The following is a 17,249-nucleotide window of genomic DNA, read 5'->3' on the forward strand; positions in this document are numbered from 1 at the left end:
ATTTTTAAAATATGAATTATGTGTTTGTTAAAGTTATGGTGGTTTTTAAAGATGTATATTATCTGAGAAAATAATAAATGCTGATAATAAATTCAAATCGAATACTCAAGCAGAAAAAGTTGCTGCTATGAAAGGTAAACGTACATTGAAAGTTCCAGAGGTTAAAAAGCCATGATGAATAAAATAGATTTAATTAATTTTTTTACATTACATTGTTCTGATATTGAAGGAGTAAGTGAACAGGAGGTTGATAACTTCTTAGAGCTATATAGTTTAAATTTAAGATCAGAGCATCGTAATTTTTTAATAAATTATGGTAATAGTAAGAAATTGATATCGCAAGGATTCACGGATTGTAGCTTTAAAAAATTTAAAGATTATTATATTAGACATTATAATAATAGTTATGAAAATGATGTAATTGCTTCACAAGAAATCGTGCCAAATAATACAGTTTTTTTTGGTCTTGGTTTTAGTGATATGCTGTGTATCGAAAATGATTCTGGTGGTATATATATGATGATAAAGAAGTTGATTTATTGATGTATGATAATATAGATAGTTTCATATTTCATAGTCTTTTTGTGAATATTTTTTCAAATGATGAGATAGAGCGGAATACTAATATAAAAATAAATGATGTGCAGGGGTTTTTGAGAGATAATGAAAGATATAAAATTGAAGGGATTGGTGGTTATTATTACACATATTATTTGAATGGTAATATGTTGGTTGTATTTGATAGAAAGGATGGTTACTATAGTATATACAAGGGTGGTATTTTGGATTTTTTAATTTGAATCTATGTGGTATGGTTTTGAATTTATGAGTTTTGGGAAAAGCATACTTTTATTAGTGTGCTTTTTATTTTTAAAATATGAATTATGTGTTTGTTAAAGTTGTGATGGTTTTTAAAGATGTATATTATTTGAGAAAATAATAAATTCTGAAAGAACTCAAGCAGAAGTGTTTACTAGTTTGGGATTGAGTGCAACGAGTATTAAAAAGCTTGGGGCTAATAATGTCTCTGAATTAAAGACATTAGAAAAAACAAGTGAGGTTGTTAAGCAGAAAGAAATGATTAAAGCAAATATAGCTGAGAATCAAAAAGCCAGAGAGGCTTCTAATTTCAACGACTTTAATCAAAAAGCAAAAGAAATTGAGGCTTATGAAAAATTAAAGAGTCAAATAGACCCTAAAGTTGCACAATCCCAGAGAAAGCATATCAAAGATGATGCTCAACATAGCCATGGAAGTTATTTTAACAATACTCAAGAAGCGCAAAAAGTATTAGATGCTTTTCACAAAGGAGAAGTAAAAATAGTTGGCTATAACAAACAAGGTCAGCCTATTGTTAAATATGATGGAGTAAAAGGAGTATACGCAACAAAAAATAAGGAAGGTCAATCTTTTGAGTCAGCAACAAATTATTTTTAATTAAGGGTACTAAAAAAGTTAGTATAGTTCCAGCAAGTCCTAAAGGTCCAAAATAGGTGAAGTTATGAATATTTTTCAAATTACATATTTTTTAAGTCGTAGTTGTTTAGGTGAAATTTCTGATAACTTTCAAAGGATTTATTTTGCAGTAAATGAAAAAGATATAACTGTATTTTTTTTATTAAAAGTAGAGGATCAGGATGAGATAGATGATATTAAATCTGAGATCATGCCTGATTTTGAAATGTTAATGGGTGATGAAGAAGATTTTGAAGACTACGATATTAATTGTGAAATAGTGATTGGGGCGGGGAAATATCTTAAAGATGAAGATTTTAATATATTGGTTGAGTTTTATCGTAAAAAGGAATGACATGTGTTTATATAGTTAGAATTCAAGCGGTTCAGCTAATATCAAGCAGCTTTATAGATAGAGTTCACCTTTGATCTGGAAAGATTGGTGTCGGCATATTTGTCTGCACCTATCGCGAGTGGTACAGGTATTGCAGCCTCGACATTGAGTCCAGCGGCAAGCTATGAAATTGGTCAGTACTTTAAGGGTAAAGATGCTGAAAGCAGTGCAGCGCATATCTTGGCGCATACGATTTTAGGTGCAGCAGGTAGTGCAGTCGGTGCAACCACAGGTGATGTATCAAGTACAGTTCAAGGTGGACAGTCTGCACAGAATGCAGTGGAGAATAATTATTTAACAGTGAAACAGGTAAATTCTTACAAGGATGAAATGCAGTCCTGTAATAAGAATAGAAATTGTGATCAAGTTATAGAAAAATATAGAGTCTTAGCATTAAAACAGGACGAAGAATTAGTAGCTGTTTGTTCGACGTCACCTTCTGCTTGTAAAACATACTATCAGTTTATTTTAACTCAAAGAAATCAGGTTAAAGAAGCTATAGGAAATGCAACTAAATATCTGCCAAATATAGATCCAGGCGCCTTATATCTCCAACAAATTAACGCTGAAGGTATTGTCGTTAATACTGAAATTGCAAAGCAATTACAAGCAAAATATGGAATGGACGATCAAACAGCCCAGCTTACAGCTGTTGCAATTGTAGGGGCGATGGGGAGTGTAAAAGGTTTAAAAATTTCGAAACCGAATGAACAACATTCCCCAAATAAAAATGGTTATGAATTTAAACAAGGTATTGATTTGGACTTAAGAGGTAAAAACTATTCAACAAAGGATGCTATTGAATTAGCATTTGCAAAGACTGGAGTTTCCAAAAATGAGTTCAGTGTTACTAAATGGGGGGTAGATAAAAATGGTAAAAGTTTCCCTACTGAATATAGAGTAACATCAGGTAAGAATCGTGGTGCTGAAGTAAGTATAGATTTAGGCCATGATGGTGTAGGTACACCTGGTGCAAATCATGTGGGCTGGCAAACACCTGGTAAAAAAAATATTGTTGGTCATATTTTCTTAGATGAAGTTGATTTTAACCGTAGCAAAGATAAGCCTAAAAAGTGATGGGAATTTAACTTAATGAGTAGTTTAATTTATTTTGTAGAAGATTTTTTTGAAGTGGCTGATTCAATGAGTATTAATTATGAAATACTTTCAGAAAATAAAAGTCAAGAAAAGTTGTATAGTTTATTTTCTATATATAGTTTGAAAGATTTTGAGTTATCTATCAATCGAAATAATTTAAAAGAAATTCCTATCCGTGAATTTTTAGATAGACAAAAAATTAATGGTAAACACTTACCTAATGGTGCGGGTAACAAAGAGTTACTCTTAGAGTTGTTGCCTGATAATATTGGTGAAGTGTTTTACTCATTTGATTTTAAAGATTATAATAGGTTGGTTAAATTTAAAAATTTTTGTGATCTAAAGGTGATTTTATCCCAAGTTTATAACTTTAATTATTATATATTCGATAACTCAAATGAATTTATTTTAGCTTGGGGGGATGATGAGGTGTTAATGGGAGGAGGGGAGGCTGCAAAATGGGTTGAAAATGTTAAAGGAAATTGGAGGTTTTAATTTTTTAGCAGAACCATTAACCAATTCGAAGATAATGTGACCAATGCCTTAATTGAGAAAGGCATGAGTTCAGATACTGCTAAGTTGGTTGCAAATGGGGTGAGTACGCTGACACTGACAGGTGTAGGTGCATCGACAGGATTGTCAACTGGCAGCATTGGTACAGCGATTAATGTTGACTCAAATAACCGACAATTGCATGTTGATGAAATTGCTATGCTTAAGAAAAAGGCAGCAGAATTAGCTAGCTGAAATGGTCCAATGGATCGGGATAGTTATAATTACTGGTATACGATGTTATATAATGTAGCTTACGGAAAAGTTGATACAGAAGGGCGTGAGCAACTGCTAAATATGGCAGGCCAATGGGATCAAGCTGGCGCGAATACAGCAGACAGAAGTCTAGAAAGACATATTGCGAATATGAAGTTTGCGGCAGAAACAATTAATTCAATGTCAGGTAAAGTTCTCACCGACAATAATGGCAAGCCGATCATTGAAAATGGTTCTGCGGTTAAGGCATTTCAGGCTACAGATGCACAGAGAAAAAATAATGGATTGTTTGGTTATGACCCGAACAAAGTTAATTTAAAGGCGAAAGATGATCCAAAAGGGGGGTATTTTAGAGTCTTTGATCCATCTTTAAAAGGTAAAAGGAAGTATTTAGACTTGAATGGGAATGTTCCAAGCAACAAGACTTTACCAAATGGTAAGAAGTCTGGTAGGTCGCAAGCTGAATATAATGAGGAAACTCATTTTAAAATTGATAAAGTAACTTATTAGGAACAAGATCATGAAAACCATTTGTGCCCCTATATCCGAACAAGCTAAATTAAGATTAGATTTTGATGAAAATATTGAAGGGGATCTGATAGAGTTAAATATTTCCCAAAGTGATTATGAGGCTTTAGAAAAAATTGATTATTTTAATTGTCTAAATAAGCATCTAGGGTTATTAATCGATAACTATGAAGATGAAAGTATTTCCTATGAGGACTTGCCTAAGGCTTTAGATTTGACAATAGAGTATTCCTATAAATATAGCGGTTTGGAGGAGCTGTGGTGTAGTATAAAAAAAATTATTTTAACAGCCATAGAAAATAAAACAGCTGTTTTCTTCTTTTTTTAGATGCTGTTTTTAATACTTGAGAAATATATAAAAATTGGCAGATAAAATAGTGTGAAAGAAAAGGTTTATGACATGAAAATTGTTAGTAAACCTTTGTCTGAACAAAAAAGTAAATTGAAGTGAGCTATTTTATGCGTGTAATTGATAAAGAGTATGGTGAAGAAGTAAATGTTTATGGTCTATATCATTATAATAAGGATATTTATTTTTATGGTATAGCCGTTGGTGAGGATAGTATAGCTGCATTTCGTCAGAAGGATGTTGAAGTTATTGATCCTAAATTTAGTTTTGATGTGGTTTATATTGGTAGTGATGGTAATAGTAGTTTTATGCTACTGCATTGGGCTTTGGCTGAAAACAATTTGTTAGATGATATTTTAGATCGTGATGAAGATGCGATTAATTTGTTTTCTAAACTAAAGTTCATTAAAAGCAAAATATAAACTTAGATGAAAAGAGAGGCTGCACAACTCCCTGATTATAAAAAAGAGGTTTGGTTCGGAAAATATAATTTTAATGCAAAATGGTGAAGTAAGAATGTAGCTATTTTATAAGGTTGTAGATCGAAAATATTTTTATATTTATCAATTGCCAAATAGAAGATATGGTATCGGCAGGTTTGTCTGCACCTACTGCGAGTGGTGCAGGTATTGCAGCCTCGACATTGAGTCCAGCGGCAAGCTATGAAATTGGTCAGTACTTTAAGGGTAAAGATGCTGAAGGTAGTGCAGCGCATATCTTGGCTCATACGATTTTAGGTGCAGCAGTTGCCGCGACAGGTGGTAATAATGCATTGAGCGCGGGTATCGCAGCGGGTGGTGCTGAGGCGGCGGCGCCGTTACTTGCTGAGTATTTGTATGGTAAGAAAGCCAAAGATTTAACTGCAAGTGAGAAATCTACAATCAGCTCTATTGTCGGTTTGGCAGGGAGCGCTGTTGGTGCAACCACAGGTGATGTATCAAGTACAGTTCAAGGTGGACAGTCTGCCCAGAATGCGGTGGAGAATAATAAAACCTCATATACGCAGGATATGAAACATGCAGTACTTTGTTGGAGTGCAAAATGTCAGCAAGAATATAAAGACATGGACGCAAGACAAGAGGCTGCATATAGAAAAGGTCAAGATCAAGCGCTCTCGAAGTTTGTAGAAGACATTAAGAACCTCCCAAATGTACCAAAAGAGCTTTATGATGCTTTAAAAAATGATCCGCAAGGCACAGCAAAAGCAATATTACTTGGTTTAAAAGAAATACCAGGAAATATTTGGGATACTAGCGTGACGATTACTAAGGGGAATATCGCAGGGAATAGTCTAGCTGATTTTGAGAAACTAGGTCAGGCTGAAACTTCAGCTGTTTTGAATACCTTATCTAGTTTATTGAGTGGTGGTGCAGTTGCGGTAGCGAAAAAAGGTGGGAAAATTGTATTAGGACTAAAAGCAGATTTTGATCCGAATCTGAATGTTCAAGTGAATGGCGTATCTGGTGGGAAATCTAAAACATATTCTATTGATGAGGAAAAGAAAGCCTTAGATAAAATTAAAAATAATCCTAAGGGGGAAAATTTATCTAGTAAACCAAATGATAGGGTTATTAATCAGCAAGCTAGCAAACGAGTAAATCAAGTAACAGCCCCGATTGATTTCGATGGACATATTTTAAGTGCAGAGGTCAAACCAAATGGCAGTGTTGTTGGCGGGCATTCTACAGCAACTGGAAATGTTAAAGTTCTGCAAGTTATAGGGAAGCCAGATAAAAATGGAGTTTACCAAGCTAGAGTTGCAGTATCCGATAAGTCTGGACAATATGTGAATAAGACCAATAATGGAGGTGTTTCAACTATGTTCCCAGATAGTTGGTCTGCTGATAGGCTTAAGGTTGAGGTAGATGCTGCCTATAAGAATCGTCAGCCTGTTCCTAACAAACCTAATATGTGGCAAGGAAAAACACCAAGTGGGGTTGAAGTTACTGGTTATTTACAACCTAAAACTACTGTTTATCCAAAACCACCGATGCAATAGAAGATTGGAGCTATATATGAAGATAAAATTTTATTGGTATTTTGATGATGTGGAACAACATAAATTAATGCCTGCAGTTGAAATTAAATGTGTAGATGAAAAGACAATTAATTGTTTGCAGGGTGTATTAACTGATGATGCAGGAATAAATTCAATCACTTGGCTAGAAAAAGGGGTTGAAATATTTAAGGAAGTTGAAAATAGCTGTAACTCCACAATATGGGATCGTGATGCTTGGGGGAGTGAATATACTGATGGTAGAGTTAAGCTATATTCACTCTATGATGATGAATACTATATTTATTTATCTTTAGATAGTTTTAGGGATATTTTAAATGCATGGGTGGATTTTAATAGAGCACCTCCGGATTTAGAAAGTTATATTTATTTGGAAATATAATTTTTAATAAAACTTGAGTGGGTAATTAAGAGCCGCTAAAATTACAGGGGTGCCAACTAAACCATGATAACTCAAGCATATGAAAAACTTAAACAGCTTAATTTTGATGATTTTGGAACTATCTATATTGGATATGTAGGAGTTCCAGAATATGGTTGTTTAAGTAATGAGATGGTAAGTGGTTTTGTAGAAGATTATTTGCTAAAGACGGAGGATATTGGTAACGAATTATCTGAAGTGTTAAATGAGCTGTTAATTATAGATAATGATACTTCAAGAGATGATATTTTGAATTTGTTGAGCAAAGTAGTAAATACTTTAAATATTGATATTTCAAACTCGACTCATAAGTGGTTATTAGTTTGTTTGGACTTGAAGCTTAACGGGCTGAGCTTAGACCCAGTATATGGCCTATTAGAGTTATCAAATTTTTGGATTGATTGGGGGCAGCCAAAGAATTCACCACATATGATTCAAGGTGTAAATAATAATGTAGATGCTTCTGATTATTATACAGAAGAAAATTATAAAAAAATGATTTGTATTAATTATGATTGGTTGAAGCTGGAGTTAAGTAAAGAGAGTGTGTGTTAAGTATAAATATTTTGTTTATGTAACTAGGGTCTGTTGACATTTACTGTTCATAATTAAACCTATAAAGGTAGCCATAAAAATATACAGGCTAAGGCAACAGCACTTTGATAATTTCTTTTGAGCTTGTCATATCGAGTAGCTATCCCTCTAAATTGTTTTAATCTACAAAACATATTTTCAACTAAATGCCTGATTTTATATAAATACCAGTCCATATGATCATTGTTCGATTGGCTATTTATTTTCTTTGGTATATTCGCTTTTGTTCCTGTTTTTCTGATCTGCTCACGCAGTGGTTCTGAATCATAGCCTTTATCTGCGCATACCACTTCTGTCTCTTTTAAATCTAATGTTGCTATTAAATCAGGTGCAACTTTGATGTCATGTGTAGTGCCATCGGTAATCATGAAATCAATAGGATTGCCATGTGAATCAACAATCAAATGTATTTTTGAGGAGTTTCCTCCTACACTTTTAGAAATGGATTGATTCGCTATACCGGCAGAATGTTGATGAGCACGTACGTGAGAGCCATCAATAAAAATCCACTCCATATCGGGGCATGATGCTAATAATTTGAATAATCTAAGCAACTTACCGCTGCTTGACCAACGATTAAAACGTTTGAAAATAGAGTTTGATTGACCGAAATAGGAAGGAATATCTCGCCACGGACAGCCTGTTCTAATTCTATAGAGAATAGCTTCAATAAAATTACGTAAATTTGAGTTGTGATGAATAGATAAATTACGCAAAATAGTTTTCAACTTTTGCCAGTGTTGATCTGTCAGCATGGTACGAGGCATAGCGAATAGTAAAATTGGGTTTGGCGATTTGATTTTACTACTTCGCTATTTTTTTAAGCTAAAAGTGTCAACACACCCTAATCATTTTAACAGTCATTGAGTGTTTTTAGAATTTTAAAGAAAGTAGTTATAAAATGTTAATTCTAGCCGTATTTCAAATGCGGCTTTTTTTATGTATAGATTTTGCCTCTGGTCTGGAAAAATAGAGTAAAAATTTTTAGGAAAGATGCTAGCCAGTGGCAAAAAGCGGGTGTGTTATTAGATATGGTGTCGGCAGGCTTGTCCGCACCTACTGCGAGTGGTGCTGAGGCTGCAGCGCCATTACTTGCTGAGAATTTTGTATGGAAAAGAAGCTAAAGATTTAACGGTAAGTCAGAACACTATTCTAGCTCAAGCTGATAATCATCTTTGGTGACTTTAATTTTAATCTTCTTATACTTTCTTTTATTGGGGTTTAATGCCGATTCTGTAACCTCTGTGGCAAAACTCGAATTTCCCATCAAGTCATAATAGGCTTTATAACCAATCAAGATCTTTTGTGGCCTGCCACTGTGCTCGTGACTATAGTTTTCAATCAGTTGAGTCAACTGTTCGAAGATCAGAGTATGGGTCATTGCTCAATCATCTCTTTCATTTAAAGACATTAGTTACTTAAACTAATCGAACTTTGTTAAAGATTTAAGACAGTTTTTTTTGGCCTGAGCCCTGTTATTTCTGAAGCACTCAAGACCATGGTCTGATTTAGCAATACACCGATTTCTTCTTTAATAGTGGCCTTTATGTTCAAGTAAAAAACCAATAAAATTACACATAACATAATTTAATTATGTATTGCATAAATTAAAACTTTCTTGTAGCATGAATTTATAGCTGAGAGCCAAGATCAAGAACGATGATTTCTTCATTTGGCTGACTCATGGACGGAAAGGGCTTAAACACGGATGCTTTTACATACTTATAAAAACACCTGTCGCCTTTTCTGATAACGCATGTATAGGTTGATGCTTTTAGACAGCTTTTTAAGCAATTGAAGAATAAGACCTATGCAGAGCATGAAACGGATGAATTTATCTAAATAAGGGAAACTAGATGGACATTTTAGATAACCCATTAGAACTATGTGGTTTTGCTTTTATTGAATTTGTTTCGACGGAAAACGGATTAGATCAGATCTTTGAGACCATCGGTTTTTCCAAAGTCGCAAAGCATAAATCTAAAAAAGTTTATTTATGGCGTCAGGGTAATATCAACATTATCTTGAACTACCAGCCTGAATCTTATGCTTCATTCTTCTTTAAAGAACATGGCCCTTCGGCATGTGCAATGGGTTTCAGAACTCGCGATGCAGCCAAAGCATTTAGCAAAGCCGTGGAACTTGGTGCAGAGCCAATGTATTCACAAGCTGGGCCAATGGAACTCAATATCCCTGCGATTAAAGGAATTGGTGGCATGCCAATTTTCTTGGTTGACCGTGATATCTATGAAAATGACTTCGTTTTCTTTGATGATGCGGACAGAAATCCAAAAGGTGCAGGCCTGAACGAAATCGACCATTTAACCCATAACGTCTATAAAGGACGTATGGAATATTGGGCGAACTTCTACGAAAAAATCTTTAACTTCCAAGAAATTCGCTACTTTGACATCAAAGGCGAATATACAGGTTTAACCTCTAAAGCCTTGACTGCGCCAGACGGCATGATTCGTATTCCATTGAATGAAGATTCAGACAAGGGCAATGGTCAAATTGCAGAGTTCTTGGCAGATTTCAATGGTGAAGGTATACAGCATATCGCGTTTATTACCGATGACTTGCTTTCAACATGGGACAAGTTAAAAGGGATCGGCATGCAGTTTATGACAGCGCCGCCTGAAACCTATTATGAAATGTTGAAAGAGCGCTTACCAAATCATGGTGAGCCAACTGAAGAACTGCAAAAACGCGGTATCTTACTGGATGGCAATACCAAAGATGGCCAGAAAAAACTGCTGTTACAGATTTTCTCGCAAAACATGCTTGGGCCAGTGTTCTTTGAATTTATTCAACGTAAAGATGATGATGGTTTTGGTGAAGGCAACTTCAAGGCATTGTTTGAATCCATCGAACGTGACCAGATCCGCCGTGGTGTGTTAGAAGCAAAGTAATTACATTCAAATGAAATAAAAAAGCCAAGAATTCAATTCTTGGCTTTTTTATGGATGAATAATTAACGGGTTTGAATATATTGATTGATTGCTGCAACTTCACGTTTAAACAGCTCTAAGTTTTCACTACCTTCATGAACCGAGAAAAACATTTCACTGTCCAGTGCCACAATACAAAATTCCATGGAATGATGCGCATTAAAGATTGGTAGACCAACGGCATTGATCCCGACCAGAAGATCACCTTGAGCAATCGACATGCCGTGCTGCAATACATTTTCTTTAAGTAGCAGAAACTCATCCCAATCAGTCGGTTTAATCGGATAATGGTGATGAGCCGCTTTTTCCCATTCCGCTTGCATCAGCGGCTTGATTACGGCTTCAGGCATATAAGAGGCAAACACACGACCTGCTGCTGAATTCACCAACGGCATGATTGAGCCGACTTTGGTCACGATTGAAATCGGGTGGTTAGATTCAATCGATTGCACCACTAAAGGCCCTTTAGGCGACCATTTGCTGATTTGAATACCGCAACCAATTTTATTCTGTAATTCGTAAATCAGGTGCTGAACCAGCTGTAACACATCGGTATGTTGGATACAGTTCAGACCCAAACGCCACGCCTGATCACCCAAGGCATACTGACCATCGGTAAGTTGTTTGGCGTAATTCATGCGAATCAGACTGACCAGATAGCGGTGTACCTTGGCAGGGTGCATATCCAGTTTGCTGGATAGATCTTTTAAAATAATCGGTTTGTTGTGTTCTAAAAGGGCATTGAGCACGGCTAAGCCAACCTCAAGGGATTGAACCCCACCAGATAACTTTTCTTCAATCATTCAATAACCCTTAAGCTGCTTCTCTTTTGCAATGTTTGTTTGCTGTCAATTTTGGACAATTTACAATCAGCACATAATGCCTGAGCATTGGGCAAAATAGAAATCATCTTTTTAAATGAATCAAATCGGTGAATTGTATAAGCATACAATTGTTTTTAGACATATTGCACTTTATTTTGAGCGGTGCAAGATACAGTAAAAACAGGTCGATGTTTTAAATTTAGACTATAAAAAAAGCATTAGCATTTTACAACGCTAATGCCAATTTCATGGAACTGGATTTATGCACCGAGTTCATCTTCATGTAAGAAGTGGGTGTGGTGTGGGGCACGTTTGGTACGGCTCCATTCCTCCAGCATTTCCAGTTTCATTTCTTCGGTAATCCTTGCAATCTTGGCATCGGCATGTGCATCGTTATAGGTCAGTTCAAGGCGATGACCATTTGGATCGAAGAAATAAATCGAATGGAAAATACCATGATTGGTTACACCTAAAACTTTAACCCCATTTTCTTCAAGATGTGATTTTGCAGTCATTAATGCATCTAGGTCTTCGACTTCAAAAGCAATGTGCTGCACCCATTGTGGTGTATTTTCATCACGGCCCATTTCTGGTTGGGTCGGTAGCTCAAAGAAGGCCAATACATTGCCTTGACCTGCATCCAAGAATAAATGCATATACGGGTCAAAGGCTTTGGTCGATGGGACATGATCTTCTGCAAACGCCAAGATAAAATCCATGTGCAGCATTTGTTTGTACCATTGCACGGTTTCTTTGGCATCTTTACAGCGATAAGCCACGTGGTGAATTTTTTTAATTGCAAAGCTCATGTTAAAACTCCTTTTTAGCTTATTCCCAATCTGGTTGTTGTTCTGGTGTGGCATTCAAGAATGCGGGAAGGGTTAAGCAATGTTGGTAAATCGACTCAATCTTTGGGAAAGCACTTAAATCAATTTTGAAGCGCTTGGCGTTATAGACCTGAGGAATCAGACAACAGTCTGCAAAGGTGGCTTGGGTACCAAAACAGAATTGCCCATTGGAATGCTGTAATTGCATTTCTAAGCTGTGAAAGCCTTCTAAAATCCAGTGTTGATACCAGCTGTTTTTTTGCGCATCACTGACTGCAAGCTCTTTTTGCAGGTACTTTAACACTCTCAAGTTGTTGAGCGGGTGAATGTCACAGGCAATTGTCTGTGCAAAGGCACGAACTTTGGCACGTTCTATAAGGTCTTTAGGCAACAGTGCTTTGGCTGGATAACGTTCTTCCAGATATTCCAATATGCTGAGCGACTGTAATAAGGCATGATTTTGGTCAAGTAGTGTCGGTACAAGCTGGCTCGGGTTTAGTGCCCGATAGCTCGCTTGTTGCTGCTCATTTTTGACCAAATGAACTGCTTCTGTTTCATACGACAGTTCTTTCAGGTTGAGTGCGATACGCACTCGATAGGCCGCAGAGCTACGAAAGTAACTATACAGTTTCATAGCGCTCGTCCTTTTGTTCATTAAAACTAAAGTGACGTGCTGGCAAAATGCGATTGGCAACTTCACCAAAGCCCACGCGAATGCCATCTTTTTCACAATAGCCTTTCATGACGACACGATCGCCATCTTCCAAGAAGCCACGCTTTTCGCCGTTTGAGAGGCTCAGTGGTTTAGTGGTGTTCCACGTCAGTTCCAGTAAACTGCCGTACGAGTCTTCGGTTGGGCCTGAAATCGTGCCTGAACCCATCAAGTCGCCAACCTTAACATTACAGCCTGCAACGGTGTGATGGGTCAGTTGCTGCGCCATTGACCAATACATATATTTGAAGTTGGTTTGGCAAATCACATCAGCCTGAGAAGATTGTGGGGTTTGAACTTCAACACTCAGGTGAATGTCATAGCTGTTTGCGATTTTTTCTTGTAGATAGCCCAAAGGTTTCGGCTGTTGTTCTGGGCCTTTGACTTTAAATGGCTCAAGCGCTTCCATCGTCACCACCCACGGTGAAATGGCACTGGCAAAAGTTTTGGCATTGAAAGGGCCTAAAGGTACATATTCCCATTGTTGAATATCACGTGCTGACCAGTCATTCAGCAACACCATGCCAAAGATATGTTCCCATGCATTTTCAATGGCAATCGGCTCACCCAGTTCTGTTGCTTTACCCACTACAAAAGCGGTCTCGAGTTCAAAGTCGAGTTTACGTGTCGCCGAGAACACAGGGCGTTCTTCATTGGGTAATTTGATTTGGCCTGAAGGGCGCACAATCTCTTTGCCACTGACAATCACAGAACTGGCACGCCCGTTATAGCCTACAGGCAATTCGCTCCAGTTCGGTAATAACGCATTTTTAGGATCTCTAAACATGGTGCCGACATTGGTGGCATGTTCTTTAGATGAATAGAAGTCGGTATAGCCAGGCACCTGAATCGGTAAATGCAAAACCACATTTTCTTGTTTAAACAGCACCTGCTGACGTAAATCGGCATCATCACGTAAGCTTGGGTTTTCCGCAGACAACAAGCTTTGTAAAGCGCTGCGAACCGTATGCCAATTTTTTTTGCCTGTTTCAATAAATTTATTCAGTGTTGGCTGATTAAAACAGTTTGCTGTCGTGAGCTGTAATAAGCCTTTTTGCTCTAATGCGGCAAGGTCAAGTACCCAGTCACCAATTGCAACGCCAACGCGTTTTTCACCTTGTGGGCTCTCGCTAAAAATACCGTATGGCAAATTATGTATTGTGAAATCTGATTGCGGATCAATCTCAAGAAAAGAGGTTAATTGTTGTGCCATGATTTACTTTCCTTGTCTCTCGTTCTATGAAGACCTATTAAATTTTTATCCTGCTTTCTATAACAATGTGAAAATCAAATAAATATTGATCTTTTGACCCATTTGAATCCTATCGCTCAAGCAAGAAATATGTACTTTATGATTTCTATCATACTGAAAATATTTAATTACGCAATACATAATTTAATTACATTATTCATAATATTTGTTATTTATGGAATTTTCTGTTTATATGCGCGGTTATTCGAAAAATGAATTAATTATTTTTCGGGTTAGATATAGGCATTTGTGATTAACTTATGATATACGTAATTTTAGACAGAAAAATTACGCGACAAGGATGAGAATAATCATATGTCAAAACAGGAACAAGGAAACCTGAAACACGGTTTAAGCAATCGGCACATCCAGCTTATCGCGCTAGGTGGTGCCATTGGTACAGGTTTGTTTCTCGGGATTTCCCAATCGATTAAACTGGCTGGTCCATCGGTCATTCTGGGTTATGCAATTGCAGGCTTGATTGCATTCCTGATGATGCGACAGTTAGGTGAGATGGTGGTACAAGAGCCAGTCAGTGGTTCATTTAGCCATTTTGCTTACAAATACTGGGGTTCTTTTGCAGGCTTTATGTCTGGCTGGAACTACTGGGTGCTGAATGTTCTGGTCTGTATGGCAGAGTTAAGTGCTATTGGGCTGTATATTCAATATTGGTGGCCTGAAATCCCGACTTGGGTTTCGGCATTGGTGTTTTTTATCCTGATTAACGGGATTAACCTTCTGCATGTGAAGTTTTTTGGTGAAATGGAGTTTTGGTTTTCCATCATCAAAATCTTGGCAATCTTGGCCATGATCGCTTTTGGTTCTTATTTGCTTGCAACAGGTACAGCAGGGCCACAGGCGAGCATCAGTAACCTGTGGGCATTGGGTGGATTCTTCCCATTTGGTGTGGAAGGTCTGGTCATGGCAATGGCTGTAATCATTTTTGCCTTTGGTGGCATTGAATTATTCGGGATTACTGCGGCTGAAGCACGTGATCCAGATAAAACCTTGCCAAAAGCAGTCAATCAAATTATCTATCGTATTTTGATTTTCTACATTGCAACACTTTTCATCTTATTTGCGTTATTCCCTTGGAACCAAATGGCACAAGGCGGTAGCCCATTCGTGATGGTCTTTGCCTCGTTGGATAGCCAAGGTGTTGCAACCATGTTGAATTTTGTGATTTTGACTGCGGCAGTCTCGGTTTATAACGGAACCAGTTATTGTAGCAGCCGTATGCTTTTAGGTTTGGCACAGCAGGGCAATGCACCCAAGTTCCTGAAAAAAATTAACAGCCGTGGTATCCCAACCAATGCGGTCTATGTTTCTGCATTTGTGACTGTACTTTGCGTCTTACTGAATTATGCATTTCCAGAGAAAGCGTTTGGTCTGCTCATGATGCTAGTGGTTGCTGCGATTGTGATTAACTGGGTAGTGATTTCATGGACGCATTTAAAGTTTCGCAAAACCATGCAGGCACAGGGTGTTACCACCAAGTTCCCAAGTATTGCTTATCCATTTAGTAACTATCTTTGCATGATCTTTATGCTGGGTATTTTGGTGGTGATGTCATTGACTGCGGATATGCGTATTGCAGTGATGATGATCCCAGCTTGGATTCTTTGTTTGATGCTGGCGTATTATCTAAAGCAGCGTAAATTAAGAAATGCTCAACCGAGTGTGGCGTTGAATACAGATGCATAAGTTGTAAAGTGATCATGAGAAAAGGGCTGAATTTTCAGCCCTTTTTTTGTAGATTGATGTTTTCATTATTCATAATGATATTAGACGAATTGTTTGATGAAATGAGCTAAAATTCTCTTGTATTAATCGAGTTCACGTTCTCTTTTTTTCTTCTTTCACATTGTAAATAAAGGCATTTGAATTGCTTCAATCATTAAGTATCCAAACAAGATTGGGTGGTTTTTATCTGTTCTACTACGCCATAGTCGGTACATTCATGCCGTATTGGAACCTGTATCTTCAAGATCAGGGTTTCAATTATCAAGAGATCGGCATTTTATCTTCCATTGCCATTATTACCCGTTTTTTTGCACCGCTGATTTGGGGCTGGATTGCCGATAAATCAGGGAAGCGAATGCTTTTGGTGCGAATTGCGACATGGATGGAAGCCTGTATCTGGTTTGCCATATTTGTGATTCCAAATAGCTTCCAATCCGTGGCTTTGTTGATGCTGATTTTTAGCTTCTTCCAAAATGCAATTTTGGCGCAATTTGAAGGGGTGACCTTATTCTGGTTAGGTGAAAAACGTGCTGAGCTCTATGGCAAAGTACGTAAATGGGGCTCAGTCGGTTTTATTGTTGGTGTGTTTGTGATCGGTGCTTTGCTGGAAGTTATTCCAATTTCAATGCTGCCAATTTTACTGCTCTCTGTTTCATTTTTGGCTTTTCTCTGGTCATTTAGTATTAAAGAACCTGAACACGCACCAAGCTCGCAAAAAACGCTTGAACCGCTGCTGCCGATTTTAAAACGACCCATCGTCGCGGCCTTTTTTAGTATCGAATTTATTTTGCTATTTTCATTGGCGCCGTTTTATAGCTTTTATAGTAACTATCTAAAAGAAATCGGCTTTAGTACCACACAAATTGGCAGCTTATGGGCGATGGGGGTGATTGCTGAAATTGTCATGTTCGCAGTTGCACAAAAGCTGTTCTTTACCCGCTTTTCGTGGCGGACATTGGTGGTAATTTGCCTGATTTTGACCAGTTTACGTTGGTTCTTGGTTGGTATCTTTGCAACCCATTATATTGGGCAATTGCTTGCTCAATGCTTGCATGCCTTTAGCTTTGGCCTGTTCCATCTGATTGCCATGAAAGTGATTTTCCAAAACTTTACACCCGAGCAGCAAGGCCGTGGGCAAGCTTTGTATAGTACCATGTGGGGCTTAGGTGTGGCGTCTGGGAGTTTGTTGGCGGGGCATTATTGGCAAAGCTTTTCAGGCGCAACAATGTTCTTGTGCGCCAGTATTGTAGTCTTGTTTGGTTTGTTACTGGTGCTATGGCTGCCGAATCAAGTGGAAACAGCAGCTAAAACCTAGA

General features: G+C 37.4%; 22 protein-coding genes and 1 pseudogene. 17 read left to right on the top strand and 6 right to left on the bottom strand.

Annotated features, from left to right (window positions below):
- Window positions 1-171 precede the first annotated feature (171 nt).
- The 14 genes and pseudogenes from F895_RS09930 (at window position 172) to F895_RS09870 (ending at window position 7,585) form a co-directional block, all read left to right on the top strand.
- The gene (locus F895_RS09930) at window positions 172-543 is read left to right on the top strand and encodes a hypothetical protein (RefSeq protein WP_005241187.1); all 372 of its coding nucleotides are present in this window, start codon (window positions 172-174) and stop codon (window positions 541-543) included.
- Window positions 543-800: a hypothetical protein gene (locus F895_RS09925; protein WP_005241189.1), complete on the top strand. Its 258-nt coding sequence runs from the start codon at window positions 543-545 to the stop codon at window positions 798-800. The genes F895_RS09930 and F895_RS09925 overlap by 1 nt, the downstream gene beginning before the upstream one ends.
- Before the next feature lie 166 nt (window positions 801-966).
- Entirely contained in the window at window positions 967-1,437 is a 471-nt protein-coding gene (locus tag F895_RS09920; RefSeq protein ID WP_005241190.1) for a hypothetical protein, read from the top strand.
- A gap of 64 nt (window positions 1,438-1,501) precedes the next feature.
- The gene (locus tag F895_RS09915; protein ID WP_005241191.1) at window positions 1,502-1,810 is read left to right on the top strand and encodes a MafI2 family immunity protein; all 309 of its coding nucleotides are present in this window, start codon (window positions 1,502-1,504) and stop codon (window positions 1,808-1,810) included.
- Between the two features lie 87 nt (window positions 1,811-1,897).
- Window positions 1,898-2,926 (top strand): polymorphic toxin type 47 domain-containing protein, encoded by a 1,029-nt coding sequence (locus F895_RS09910; RefSeq protein WP_005241192.1) that lies wholly within the window; start codon window positions 1,898-1,900, stop codon window positions 2,924-2,926.
- A 15-nt stretch (window positions 2,927-2,941) separates the two neighbouring features.
- The gene (locus tag F895_RS09905) at window positions 2,942-3,442 is read left to right on the top strand and encodes a hypothetical protein (RefSeq protein WP_005241193.1); all 501 of its coding nucleotides are present in this window, start codon (window positions 2,942-2,944) and stop codon (window positions 3,440-3,442) included.
- Between the two features lie 63 nt (window positions 3,443-3,505).
- A complete protein-coding gene (locus F895_RS09900) occupies window positions 3,506-3,694 on the top strand; it encodes a hypothetical protein (RefSeq protein WP_005241194.1) in 189 nt (62 codons plus the stop codon).
- Between the two features lie 42 nt (window positions 3,695-3,736).
- Window positions 3,737-4,225 carry a hypothetical protein gene (locus tag F895_RS09895; RefSeq protein ID WP_227501369.1) on the top strand — a complete coding sequence of 163 codons (489 nt, stop codon included), beginning with the start codon at window positions 3,737-3,739 and terminating at the stop codon, window positions 4,223-4,225.
- A 10-nt stretch (window positions 4,226-4,235) separates the two neighbouring features.
- On the top strand, window positions 4,236-4,571 hold the full coding sequence (locus F895_RS09890) for a hypothetical protein (RefSeq protein WP_005241196.1): 336 nt from the start codon (window positions 4,236-4,238) through the stop codon (window positions 4,569-4,571).
- Between the two features lie 131 nt (window positions 4,572-4,702).
- Window positions 4,703-5,014: a hypothetical protein gene (locus tag F895_RS09885; protein WP_005241199.1), complete on the top strand. Its 312-nt coding sequence runs from the start codon at window positions 4,703-4,705 to the stop codon at window positions 5,012-5,014.
- 158 nt (window positions 5,015-5,172) lie between these two features.
- Window positions 5,173-5,652, top strand: a pseudogene (locus tag F895_RS20465) (VENN motif pre-toxin domain-containing protein); the annotation flags it as partial.
- A gap of 3 nt (window positions 5,653-5,655) precedes the next feature.
- Window positions 5,656-6,591, top strand: a complete 936-nt coding sequence (locus tag F895_RS09880; RefSeq protein WP_416202041.1) for an EndoU domain-containing protein — start codon at window positions 5,656-5,658, stop codon at window positions 6,589-6,591.
- 16 nt (window positions 6,592-6,607) lie between these two features.
- Entirely contained in the window at window positions 6,608-6,991 is a 384-nt protein-coding gene (locus tag F895_RS09875; RefSeq protein WP_005241203.1) for a hypothetical protein, read from the top strand.
- Between the two features lie 63 nt (window positions 6,992-7,054).
- Window positions 7,055-7,585, top strand: a complete 531-nt coding sequence (locus F895_RS09870; RefSeq protein ID WP_005241206.1) for a DUF2247 family protein — start codon at window positions 7,055-7,057, stop codon at window positions 7,583-7,585.
- Window positions 7,586-7,644: 59 nt separating this feature from the next.
- Here the strand turns inward: F895_RS09870 and F895_RS09865 are convergent, their stop codons facing one another.
- Both F895_RS09865 and F895_RS20160 read right to left on the bottom strand, forming a co-directional pair.
- On the bottom strand, window positions 7,645-8,391 hold the full coding sequence (locus F895_RS09865; RefSeq protein ID WP_004912080.1) for an IS5 family transposase: 747 nt from the start codon (window positions 8,389-8,391) through the stop codon (window positions 7,645-7,647).
- 380 nt (window positions 8,392-8,771) lie between these two features.
- A complete protein-coding gene (locus F895_RS20160) occupies window positions 8,772-9,005 on the bottom strand; it encodes a hypothetical protein (RefSeq protein ID WP_005241208.1) in 234 nt (77 codons plus the stop codon).
- A 475-nt stretch (window positions 9,006-9,480) separates the two neighbouring features.
- Between F895_RS20160 and hppD the strand changes: the two genes are divergently transcribed.
- A complete protein-coding gene (gene hppD / locus F895_RS09855) occupies window positions 9,481-10,536 on the top strand; it encodes a 4-hydroxyphenylpyruvate dioxygenase (RefSeq protein WP_005189102.1) in 1,056 nt (351 codons plus the stop codon).
- 62 nt (window positions 10,537-10,598) lie between these two features.
- On the opposite strand, the gene F895_RS09850 is transcribed toward hppD, so the two are convergent.
- From F895_RS09850 to fahA, 4 genes are all read right to left on the bottom strand, one after another.
- Window positions 10,599-11,378, bottom strand: a complete 780-nt coding sequence (locus tag F895_RS09850) for an IclR family transcriptional regulator (protein WP_005241213.1) — start codon at window positions 11,376-11,378, stop codon at window positions 10,599-10,601.
- Window positions 11,379-11,659: 281 nt separating this feature from the next.
- Window positions 11,660-12,208 carry a VOC family protein gene (locus F895_RS09845; RefSeq protein ID WP_005241216.1) on the bottom strand — a complete coding sequence of 183 codons (549 nt, stop codon included), beginning with the start codon at window positions 12,206-12,208 and terminating at the stop codon, window positions 11,660-11,662.
- Between the two features lie 19 nt (window positions 12,209-12,227).
- A complete protein-coding gene (maiA, locus tag F895_RS09840) occupies window positions 12,228-12,860 on the bottom strand; it encodes a maleylacetoacetate isomerase (RefSeq protein ID WP_005241217.1) in 633 nt (210 codons plus the stop codon).
- Window positions 12,847-14,151 carry a fumarylacetoacetase gene (gene fahA / locus F895_RS09835; protein WP_005241219.1) on the bottom strand — a complete coding sequence of 435 codons (1,305 nt, stop codon included), beginning with the start codon at window positions 14,149-14,151 and terminating at the stop codon, window positions 12,847-12,849. Before fahA ends, maiA begins: the two co-directional genes overlap by 14 nt.
- Window positions 14,152-14,505: 354 nt before the next feature.
- Here fahA and F895_RS09830 point away from each other — a divergent pair, with 354 nt between their 5' ends.
- A complete protein-coding gene (locus tag F895_RS09830; protein ID WP_005241221.1) occupies window positions 14,506-15,894 on the top strand; it encodes an amino acid permease in 1,389 nt (462 codons plus the stop codon).
- Window positions 15,895-16,075: 181 nt separating this feature from the next.
- Window positions 16,076-17,248 (top strand): MFS transporter, encoded by a 1,173-nt coding sequence (locus F895_RS09825; RefSeq protein ID WP_005241222.1) that lies wholly within the window; start codon window positions 16,076-16,078, stop codon window positions 17,246-17,248.
- The last annotated feature ends 1 nt before the right edge of the window (window position 17,249 follow it).

Source organism: Acinetobacter sp. CIP 64.2, assembly GCF_000369645.1.
Lineage (GTDB): Bacteria > Pseudomonadota > Gammaproteobacteria > Pseudomonadales > Moraxellaceae > Acinetobacter.

What these genes read in the sequence shown, in the direction of transcription:
- F895_RS09930 (WP_005241187.1), top strand. Translation starts at nt 172, where the DNA reads ATGATGAATAAAATAGATTTAATTAATTTTTTTACATTACATTGTTCT.
- F895_RS09925 (WP_005241189.1), top strand. Translation starts at nt 543, where the DNA reads ATGTATGATAATATAGATAGTTTCATATTTCATAGTCTTTTTGTGAAT.
- F895_RS09915 (WP_005241191.1), top strand. Translation starts at nt 1,502, where the DNA reads ATGAATATTTTTCAAATTACATATTTTTTAAGTCGTAGTTGTTTAGGT.
- F895_RS09905 (WP_005241193.1), top strand. Translation starts at nt 2,942, where the DNA reads ATGAGTAGTTTAATTTATTTTGTAGAAGATTTTTTTGAAGTGGCTGAT.
- F895_RS09900 (WP_005241194.1), top strand. Translation starts at nt 3,506, where the DNA reads ATGAGTTCAGATACTGCTAAGTTGGTTGCAAATGGGGTGAGTACGCTG.
- F895_RS09895 (WP_227501369.1), top strand. Translation starts at nt 3,737, where the DNA reads ATGTTATATAATGTAGCTTACGGAAAAGTTGATACAGAAGGGCGTGAG.
- F895_RS09890 (WP_005241196.1), top strand. Translation starts at nt 4,236, where the DNA reads ATGAAAACCATTTGTGCCCCTATATCCGAACAAGCTAAATTAAGATTA.
- F895_RS09885 (WP_005241199.1), top strand. Translation starts at nt 4,703, where the DNA reads ATGCGTGTAATTGATAAAGAGTATGGTGAAGAAGTAAATGTTTATGGT.
- F895_RS09880 (WP_416202041.1), top strand. Translation starts at nt 5,656, where the DNA reads ATGGACGCAAGACAAGAGGCTGCATATAGAAAAGGTCAAGATCAAGCG.
- F895_RS09875 (WP_005241203.1), top strand. Translation starts at nt 6,608, where the DNA reads ATGAAGATAAAATTTTATTGGTATTTTGATGATGTGGAACAACATAAA.
- F895_RS09870 (WP_005241206.1), top strand. Translation starts at nt 7,055, where the DNA reads ATGATAACTCAAGCATATGAAAAACTTAAACAGCTTAATTTTGATGAT.
- F895_RS09865 (WP_004912080.1), bottom strand. Translation starts at nt 8,391, where the DNA reads ATGCCTCGTACCATGCTGACAGATCAACACTGGCAAAAGTTGAAAACT.
- F895_RS20160 (WP_005241208.1), bottom strand. Translation starts at nt 9,005, where the DNA reads ATGACCCATACTCTGATCTTCGAACAGTTGACTCAACTGATTGAAAAC.
- hppD (WP_005189102.1), top strand. Translation starts at nt 9,481, where the DNA reads ATGGACATTTTAGATAACCCATTAGAACTATGTGGTTTTGCTTTTATT.
- F895_RS09850 (WP_005241213.1), bottom strand. Translation starts at nt 11,378, where the DNA reads ATGATTGAAGAAAAGTTATCTGGTGGGGTTCAATCCCTTGAGGTTGGC.
- F895_RS09845 (WP_005241216.1), bottom strand. Translation starts at nt 12,208, where the DNA reads ATGAGCTTTGCAATTAAAAAAATTCACCACGTGGCTTATCGCTGTAAA.
- maiA (WP_005241217.1), bottom strand. Translation starts at nt 12,860, where the DNA reads ATGAAACTGTATAGTTACTTTCGTAGCTCTGCGGCCTATCGAGTGCGT.
- fahA (WP_005241219.1), bottom strand. Translation starts at nt 14,151, where the DNA reads ATGGCACAACAATTAACCTCTTTTCTTGAGATTGATCCGCAATCAGAT.
- F895_RS09830 (WP_005241221.1), top strand. Translation starts at nt 14,506, where the DNA reads ATGTCAAAACAGGAACAAGGAAACCTGAAACACGGTTTAAGCAATCGG.